The 8,115-nt window shown below is 71.8% G+C and carries 6 protein-coding genes; 1 reads left to right on the top strand and 5 read right to left on the bottom strand.

Going from position 1 to position 8,115, the window contains the following annotated elements:
* Window positions 1-41: 41 nt before the first annotated feature.
* From ACFU5G_RS27710 to ACFU5G_RS27690, 5 genes are all read right to left on the bottom strand, one after another.
* The gene (locus tag ACFU5G_RS27710; RefSeq protein ID WP_377251942.1) at window positions 42-1,001 is read right to left on the bottom strand and encodes a carbohydrate ABC transporter permease; all 960 of its coding nucleotides are present in this window, start codon (window positions 999-1,001) and stop codon (window positions 42-44) included.
* Window positions 991-1,881, bottom strand: coding sequence for a carbohydrate ABC transporter permease (locus ACFU5G_RS27705; protein WP_245605736.1), 891 nt, complete (start codon window positions 1,879-1,881; stop codon window positions 991-993). The genes ACFU5G_RS27710 and ACFU5G_RS27705 overlap by 11 nt, the downstream gene beginning before the upstream one ends.
* A gap of 2 nt (window positions 1,882-1,883) precedes the next feature.
* Complete coding sequence (locus ACFU5G_RS27700) at window positions 1,884-3,197, bottom strand: ABC transporter substrate-binding protein (RefSeq protein WP_377251940.1); 1,314 nt, start codon at window positions 3,195-3,197, stop codon at window positions 1,884-1,886.
* 72 nt (window positions 3,198-3,269) lie between these two features.
* A complete protein-coding gene (locus ACFU5G_RS27695; RefSeq protein ID WP_377251938.1) occupies window positions 3,270-4,892 on the bottom strand; it encodes an FAD-dependent oxidoreductase in 1,623 nt (540 codons plus the stop codon).
* A gap of 41 nt (window positions 4,893-4,933) precedes the next feature.
* On the bottom strand, window positions 4,934-6,034 hold the full coding sequence (locus ACFU5G_RS27690) for a LacI family DNA-binding transcriptional regulator (RefSeq protein ID WP_377251936.1): 1,101 nt from the start codon (window positions 6,032-6,034) through the stop codon (window positions 4,934-4,936).
* Window positions 6,035-6,321: 287 nt separating this feature from the next.
* Here ACFU5G_RS27690 and ACFU5G_RS27685 point away from each other — a divergent pair, with 287 nt between their 5' ends.
* Complete coding sequence (locus ACFU5G_RS27685) at window positions 6,322-8,037, top strand: DUF1349 domain-containing protein (protein WP_377251934.1); 1,716 nt, start codon at window positions 6,322-6,324, stop codon at window positions 8,035-8,037.
* Window positions 8,038-8,115 lie beyond the last annotated feature (78 nt).

The raw sequence follows: 8,115 nt of genomic DNA, 5'->3' as shown, positions 1-8,115 counted from the left end.
GCGGGCGGACGGCGGCACGCCAGTGGGCGTGCCGCCGTCGGTCAGCCCTTGAGACCGCTGTGCGCGAGGCCCTGGACGAACTGCTTCTGCGCCAGGAGGAAGACGGCCAGGACGGGCAGCACGGTGAGCGTCGTCGCTGCTAGCTGGACGTTCCACATGGGGCCGCCGTACGCGTCGACGTACTGCGTCAGGGCCTGCGGGAGCGTGAAGTTCTCCTTGCTGGAGAGGTACACGATGGGCTCGAGGTAGAGGTTCCAGGACTTCAGGAACGTGAAGATCGCCACGGCGCCCAGCGCCGACCGGGACAGCGGGAGCGCGATGCGCCAGAAGACGCCCCAGCGGCCGAGCCCGTCGATCCGGCCCGCCTCCTCCAGCTCGGTGGGCAGCCCCAGGAAGAACTGGCGCATGATGAACACGGCCAGCACGGCGGGCGCCCCGAGCACGGGGATGACGATCAGCGGCCAGTGCGTGTTGATGAGGCCGAGGCTGTTGACGATGCGGAACAGCGGCACGATCGTCACCTCGGACGGGACCAGCAGGCCCACGAGCACCAGCACGAACAGGGCGTTGGCGCCGGGGAACCGGATCCGCGCGAAGGCGTAGCCCGCCATCGCCGCCACCAGCATGGTGCCGAGGGTGACCAGGACCGCGATGTACAGGGAGTTCCAGTACTGCTGCGCGAACGGCTGGAGCGTGAACACCCGGCCGTAGGCCTCCAGGGACGGGTCCTGCGGCCAGATGGTCGGCACCCGGCGCAGGATCTCGCTCATGGGCTTGAGGCTGGACGTCGCCATCCACCAGGTGGGGAAGACGAACGGCACGCTCAGGACGGCCAGGAGCAGCACGAGCAGCCACCGGGTCAGGCCGCGGCGGGCTCGTACGCCCAGGGGCCGGCGTCTTGCCGGGCCGGGCGCCGCGTCCCGGGTGTCGCCCGGCGGGACGGCCGGGGCGCTGGGCCCGGGCCGCCCGGGGGCGGGCGCGGGCATGACGTCAGACTTCATGGAAGACCCACCTCTTGCGCGACTGCCACTGCAGCAGCGTCAGTACGAGGACGATGAGGAACAGGAGCACCGCCAGGGCGCTGGCGTAGCCGAACTCGTTGAACCGGAACGCCTGCTGGTACAGGTAGTAGACGAGCACCGTGGTCGAGTTGCCGGGGCCGCCGCCGGTGAGGACGTCGATCTGCGCGAACACCTCCAGCGAGCCGACGATCGTGATGATCGAGACCAGCAGGATGGTGGGGCTGATCAGCGGCAGGGTGATCGACCGGAACCGGCGCCACGCGCCGGCGCCGTCGAGCCGGGCCGCCTCCTGCAGCTCCTCGGGCACGCCCTGCAGCGCGGCGAGGAACAGGATCATGTTGAGCCCGACGTTCTTGAACACCTGGACGATGATCACCGCGATCATCGCGGTGGTGGGGTGCCGCAGCCAGTTCGGTCCCTCGGCGCCGAGCACCGACAGGAACCCGTTGATGCCGCCGTCGGCCTGGAGCAGGAAGCTCCAGACGATGGTCCACGCGACGAGCGAGACGACGACGGGCGAGAAGAAGAAGGTCCGGAACGTGGTGGTGCCGGGCAGCTTCTGGTTGAGCAGGACGGCGAGCAACAGCGCCAGCGCGATGTTCACCACGACGAGCCCGATCGAGAACCACACGGTCGCCAGGAGCGCGTCGCCCAGCCCCGGGTCGGACGCCATCCGCTGGTAGTTCTCCGCCCCGACGAACGTGAAGGTGTTCGCGAGGACGTTCCACTCGTGCAGGGAGTACCAGACCACCATGCCGAGCGGCAGGACGACGAAGGCGAGGGACCCCAGGACCACCGGGGCGACCATGGTGTACCCGACGAGCCAGTCGCGGCGCACCGCCGCTGACGCTGTTGCCACGATCAGTCCTCCAGCAGCGGCGTGATCGCCGCGCAGGTGTCGGTCAGCACGGCCTCGACGTCGGCGTCCTCGACCCACAGCGCGTCGAGCTCGGCGCGCACGGTCTCGGACAGCTTGGCGAAGTTCTTGTGCGCCGGCTTGGTGACGGCGTCCTCGACGCCCTGGACCACCACGGCCTCGAGCTGCTCGGCCGTGAGCTTGGGGTTGGCGGCCGCGAGGCTCTCGCCGTTGAGCAGCGACTGGCGCGGCGGCGGAAAGTAGGCCGCGAGCTGCCCGGCGTTCTCCGCGTTCGTGAAGTACGCCAGGAAGTCGGCGGCGACGTCCGGGTGCTCGCCCGCGGCGAAGACCCCGACCCCGGCCTGGCCCACGACGTTCTGCTTGCCGGCCGGGCCCTCGGGCAGCGGCACGATGTCCCAGTGGAAGGAGTCGTCGAGCGCCGAGGCCCGGCTGATCTGGGTGATCGTCATGGCGGCGTCACCGGCGAAGAAGTCGGCGGTGGTGCCCGGAGCCGGCATCGCGGCGTCGGTGAACACGGCGTCGTGGAACCAGGTCATGGCGTCGACCATCGCCGGGTCGGTGAACGTGCACTGCGTGCCGTCCGCGCTCCACGGCGCGGCCTTCCAGCCGGACCAGACCGTGGCCAGGTTCTCCCACGACTGGTAGTCGAAGTCGCGCACCACCAGGCCCTGCTTGCCGGACTTCTCGGCCGTGGCCGCGGCGATGTCCCGGGCGGCGTCGAACGTCCACTCCCCGTCGGCAACCAGGTCGACCGGGTTGGGCTGCCCGGCCTCCTCGATCTGGTCGGTGTTGACGAACATCGCGAACGGGCTGTTGGAGAAGGGGTAGGCGTACAGCCCGTCGCCGTCCTCCCAGAGCGTCAGGGCGCTCGGCACGAGGTCGTCGAACGCGTAGCCCTCGGTGCCCTCCAGCACCGGGCGCAGGTCCACGAGGGCGCCGCTGGAGACGAACTCCGGGGCGTTGCTCTCGAAGATCCAGGCCAGGTCCGGGGCGTTGCCGCCCGCGAGCTGGGTGGTCAGCGCGGTGGTGTAGTCCTCGAACGGGATGGTCTCGAACTTCACGCTCGAGACCAGCTCCGGGTTCTCGGCCACGTAGGCGTCGGCGATGGACTGGAACAGGTCGAGCTGCGTCTCGTCCGCCGTCCAGACGGTCATGCGCAGGTCGACCGGTTCGGACGGGGTCTCGGGCTCCCCGACCGGCGCGTCGGTCCCGCCCGCGCACGCGGACAGGGCCAGCGCCGTCCCGAGGACGGCGGCGGTTCCCGCCGTCCTGCGGTTCCGGATGTGGTGTACAGACATCAGTTCTCCTTTGGACTGATCCGGCGACGGGGCGTCGCCGGCGTGTGTCGGTGCGTGCGGGCGCCGCCCGCGTCAGTAGGGGTGGGCCTCGTCCTGCCAGCGCAGCTCGACGCCGGCGGCGACGAGCTCGGCCTGGTAGTCGGCGAGCTGGTCCGGCAGGGACTGGACGGAGTGCGGGGTGCGGCCGGTCGCGAGGCAGTGCGCGGCCAGATGGCCGGCGGCCTCGCCCACGTTCCACTCCACCGGGTGCAGGCGGTAGCACCCGTTGGTGATGTGCGTGGTGCCGATGTTCTTGTTGCCCGCCAGCAGGTTGGTGGTGCGTCGCGGGAGCAGGGCGCCCAGCGGGATCTCGAACGGGGTGGACGGCACGTCGATGTACGTGTCCCCGCCCGTGGAGGGGTGCAGGTCGATGCGGTACATGCCCACGCCCACAGAGTCCGCGTACCGGGTGGCGCCCTGGTCGCCGCGCACGGCGTACGAGACGTCGTTCTCGGTGATCGTCGTGACCGCCTTGATGCGGCGGGACTCGCGGTGGTAGGCCGCCTGGGCCAGGCCGTCCGCGTTGCCCATGACGTCGGGGCGCAGCCGCAGGCCGGGGAACCCGGTGCCGCCGTCGGGCCGCGGCGCCTCGGTCTGCATCCAGTAGAGCATCGAGAGGCTGAGCTGCCGGGCGTCGGCGATCCGGGCCTCCTCCTCCTCGCGGGAGACGTCGAGCACGTGGCCCAGGAAGTAGTCGATGCTCGGCCAGTTCACGAGGCACAGGTCGCTCTCGTAGAAACCCGGCTCGTGCAGGTCGCGCGCGGCGATGCGGCGGAACAGCCAGAGGTTGCCGTCGCCGGCGTTCTTGGACTGGTCGGCGTCCACGGCGAGCGGGTCGTCGCCCGGGTTGGGGGTGAACGACCGCTTCTCCAGCGCGAGCGTGCGCGGGTTCGGCGCCGTCCACGACAGGAGCTGCTCGCCGCCCCAGGCGGCTGGCGCGTAGGTGCGCCAGAAGTCGTACCGCTCGGGCTTGTCGATCGTGTGGTCACCGTCCGTGTGCTCGACGACGAAGCACACGCTCAGGGCCTGCACGTTGTCCGGCTGGGCCACGTCCGGGGCGCTGGGCTCCCCCGTCTCGTGCCGCGACTCGAACCCGGTGACGTACTCCGTGCCGGTCAGCGGCAGCAGCTCGCCGGTCTCGGTCGCGTCGACCGTGTAGGCCGCGGCGACCGTCACGTCCGCGCCGCCGACGACGGAGCGCAGCGTCACCGAGGTGACCCGGTCGCCGTCGGTCGTGGCCGACACCGGGCGGACGCGCTCCAGCAGCCGGATTCGTCCCGCGGAGCGGTACGGGGCGAGCATCTCCTCCAGCACGCCGACGGCGACCCGCGGCTCGTGGCACAGCTTGGACACCCACCCGGCGCCCGGGTTGAGCTCCGCCCGGTCCAGCGCCCCGTCGGTCAGCGGGTAGCGGCGGCGGTAGACGTCGCGGATGCCGTCGCGCAGCGCACGGTAGCGGGCCGTCACGCCGAACCGCTCGACCCAGGGGTGCTCGTCCGGCGGCACGCCCTGCGAGGTCAGCTGCCCGCCGATCCACGGGTGCTCCTCCGTGAGGACGACGCTCGCGCCCCGGTCGGCGGCGGCCAGCGCGGCGGCGATGCCGCCGAGGCCGGCGCCCACCACGAGCACGTCGGTCTGCAGGTCTTGAGGGGTCACGCGTGGTCCGTCCTTAAGTGGGTGTCGGTTCGGGGTCTGGGTCACGGGGCGTCCGCCCCGGGCGGCGCGCCGGCCGGCGGCGGGGCCACGGTGGCGCCCTCGACGTCGGGGCACACGAGGATCTGGTGCAGCTCGGCCTCGGTCACGGCGGCCGGACGCCGCCCGTCGCGCTCGCGCTCCCGGCGCGGGCCGTCGTCGGACACGAGGCGCGAGAGGAGGTACAGCGCGCGGGCGCCCATCTCCTCGCGCGGTACGGAGAAGCCGGACCACTGCCGGCCGTCGCGCCGCGGGTGGTGCGGCTGGCCGAGCAGCAGCACCGACACGTCGTCGGGCACGCGGCGGCCGCGCCGTTCCAGCTCGTCGGCGAGCTCCTCCGGGTGGTTCTCCGGGGCCACGACGACGGCGGTGAAGCGCTGGTCGACGATCTCGGCGGCGGTGGCGGCGACGTCCTCCAGCTCGACGAACCGCGTGGTCAGGCCGTGCGACTTCATCGCGTCGCGGTACCCCTCGACGCGGTCGAGCGTGGGCTGGTCCGTGCCCCGCATGCCGACGTAGCCGATGCGCTGGTGTCCGTGGGCGACCAGGCGGTCGATCTGCCGCACGGTGCCGCCCACGTAGTCGGCGCCCACGTACGGCAGCCGCCCGCCGTCGCTGCCGCGCTTGCCGATGAAGACGAAGGGGTAGTTGGTGTCGAGCAGGTGCTGCAGCTCGCCGCGGTGCTCGTGCTGCCCCAGCAGCAGGCAGCCGTCAGCCACGCCGAGCCGCTGCCAGCCGTCCCGGGTGAGCCGCCGGCGGCCGTCCGCCACCGGCGCGCTGGTGAACAGGAGGATGTCGACGCCGAGCCGCTCGGCGGCGTGCTCGATCCCGGTCAGGAACGGCCCGTAGAAGTCGCGGCTGGCGCGCGGGAACGTGGCCTCGTACGTGAAGACGCCGAGGATCTGGGCGAGGCCACCCGCCAGGCGCTGGGCCGCGGGGTTGGCGGTGTAGCCCGTGATGCGGATCGCGTCGAGCACGCGCTGGCGCGTCTCCTCGCTGATCCGCACGCCCGCCGGCGTGCTCCCGTTGAGCACGAACGAGACGGTGGCCTGGCTGACGCCGGCCATCGCGGCGACGTCGGTCTGGGTGATGCGGCGACGTGGCACGGCTCCTCCTCGAAACGCCCGGTCGGGTCATCGTTGACATCCGGAGTCTCACGGGGCGCCGAGCGCGCGGTCAATCTGATGATGCGCATTATTAGCAGCTGCCCCACGCGCCTCCCGGCGGGCCGTGCCGCTTGCCCGGGGCACCGTCCGGGCGTCGATGTGGCGCATTATCAGCGGGTTCGTTGATAGATCTGATGACCTGCCTTGACCGCCGCTCCGCTCCGCACGAAGGCTGGCCGCGTCACGACAACCGCGACGTCATGCACCGCGACGAAGGAGTACGCACCATGGCTGTCCTCACCGCGCGCCGGGCTCTGGCCGGCGCAACCCTCGCCCTCCTGGTCACGCTGATACCCGGCGTGACGCAGGCGGCGACGCCCGGGTCGCCCGGGGCGTCCGGGGCGCACGGCGCACCCGGCACCGGGCTGCCGGTCTTCACCTCGACCGGGGCGATCGTCGACCCGCTCGACGACACGCTGCCGCACAACCCCAACCAGGAGTTCATCTTCCCGTCGGTGTTCCACGCCGGGGCGCACCTGGCCGACCCGCTGGGCGAGTGGTACGTCTACTACGCGCCGCACGACGACCCGGGCGGCATCAACCTGATGTACGCCGACTCGCTCGACGGGCCGTGGACCCAGTACGAGGGCAGCCCGGTGGTCTCCAACCAGTGGGAGGGGATCTACGACGTGCCGCACGTCTCCTCCCCCGACGCCGTCTGGAACGCCGCCGAGCGCAAGATGTACCTGTACTTCCACGGGGACAACACCGTGACGCGGTACGCGACGTCGACCGACGGCGTCACCTTCGAGTACGGCGACGAGGCCGTCACCACCGAGATGGTCGACGCCGCCCAGCCGGGCCGGCACGCCACCGAGACGTCGTACGCGCGGGTCTTCCCCAACCCCGACCGGTCCTCCCGGCAGCGCTGGGCGATGCTGTTCATGACCAACTACGACACCAACGTGCGGCACATCAACCTGGCGTACTCCCGCGACGGCAAGGACTGGCAGGTCGAGCCCGAGCCGATCATCACGCCCGGCCCCGCCGAGGGCACCAACGTGTCGGCCGCCGACCTGTGGCGCTGGAAGGGCCGCGACTACATCGTCTATGGCTCCACGGTCGGCACCGTCTTCGCCCGGCAGGTCGACCGGACCCTGACGCAGGTGGGCGAGCCCGAGCCGTTGTTCGTCCCGCGGCCCGCGCCGCCGGAGGCCGGGCGGGCGTCGTCCCCGCAGATCGTCACCGAGCGCGGCAGGACGCACCTGATCTACGAGTACGGCGAGCGCTCGCACACCACGATCGGGCACGCGGTGCTCGACCCGGACGGCGTGCGGGACCCCCTCAACACGCGCCCCGAGGACCCGATGTACGCACAATGCACCGGCGTGGGCTCCGACGAGCTCGACGGCTCGGCCCTGGACCGCTCGCTCTGGTCGACGTCGGTGCGCGGCACCCTGGACCGCTCGGCCGTGGCCGACGGCGCGTGGCGCATCCCCACGTACACGGGCAACTCGACGTCGGCGCCGCTCGTGCTCCAGCCGGTCCCCGCCGCGCCCTGGGAGGTGACCACGCAGGTCACGCTCGACCCGCAGGTCAACTTCCAGCAGGCAGGGCTCATCGTGCGGCGCGACGACGCCAACTCGGTGCGCATCGACATCTCGCACGTGGACGCCGGCAAGCGGTTCGACTTCGTGTGGCGCAACAACGGCGTGGACCGGAACAACTCCTGGACGGCGGAGGACTCCGCGCTGGCCCCGCCGGAGACGGGCGACACCGTGTGGCTGCGGATCACGAACCACGGCGAGTGGCTGACGGCGTCGTACAGCGTGGACGGCGCGACCTTCGTCAACCTGGGGCGCGCGACGCCGGCGGGCCAGCTCGCCGCGACCGACGTCGGGCCGTTCGCCTACCGGGGTCCGGCGGCGACGCCGGAGCTCACGGCCACGTTCGACTGGATCCGGTTCACGCCGGATGCCGCGGAGCTGGAGGGCTGCGGGTGAGGGTGATGCGGCGCTGCCGGGGCCGGGTGGTCGGCAGAACGTCAGATGGTCGGTAGAGGGTCAGGTGGTCGGCAGCCC

Origin of the sequence: Promicromonospora sp. NPDC057488, assembly GCF_042802395.1 — a bacterium.
Lineage (GTDB): Bacteria > Actinomycetota > Actinomycetes > Actinomycetales > Cellulomonadaceae > Promicromonospora.
The sequence above is the reverse complement of the archived record's forward strand: the minus strand, read 5'-3'. Positions and strand labels throughout refer to the sequence as shown.

Excerpts from the sequence above, each read along its gene's own strand:
- ACFU5G_RS27710 (WP_377251942.1), bottom strand. The coding sequence starts at position 1,001 with ATGAAGTCTGACGTCATGCCCGCGCCCGCCCCCGGGCGGCCCGGGCCC.
- ACFU5G_RS27700 (WP_377251940.1), bottom strand. The coding sequence starts at position 3,197 with ATGTCTGTACACCACATCCGGAACCGCAGGACGGCGGGAACCGCCGCC.
- ACFU5G_RS27685 (WP_377251934.1), top strand. The coding sequence starts at position 6,322 with ATGGCTGTCCTCACCGCGCGCCGGGCTCTGGCCGGCGCAACCCTCGCC.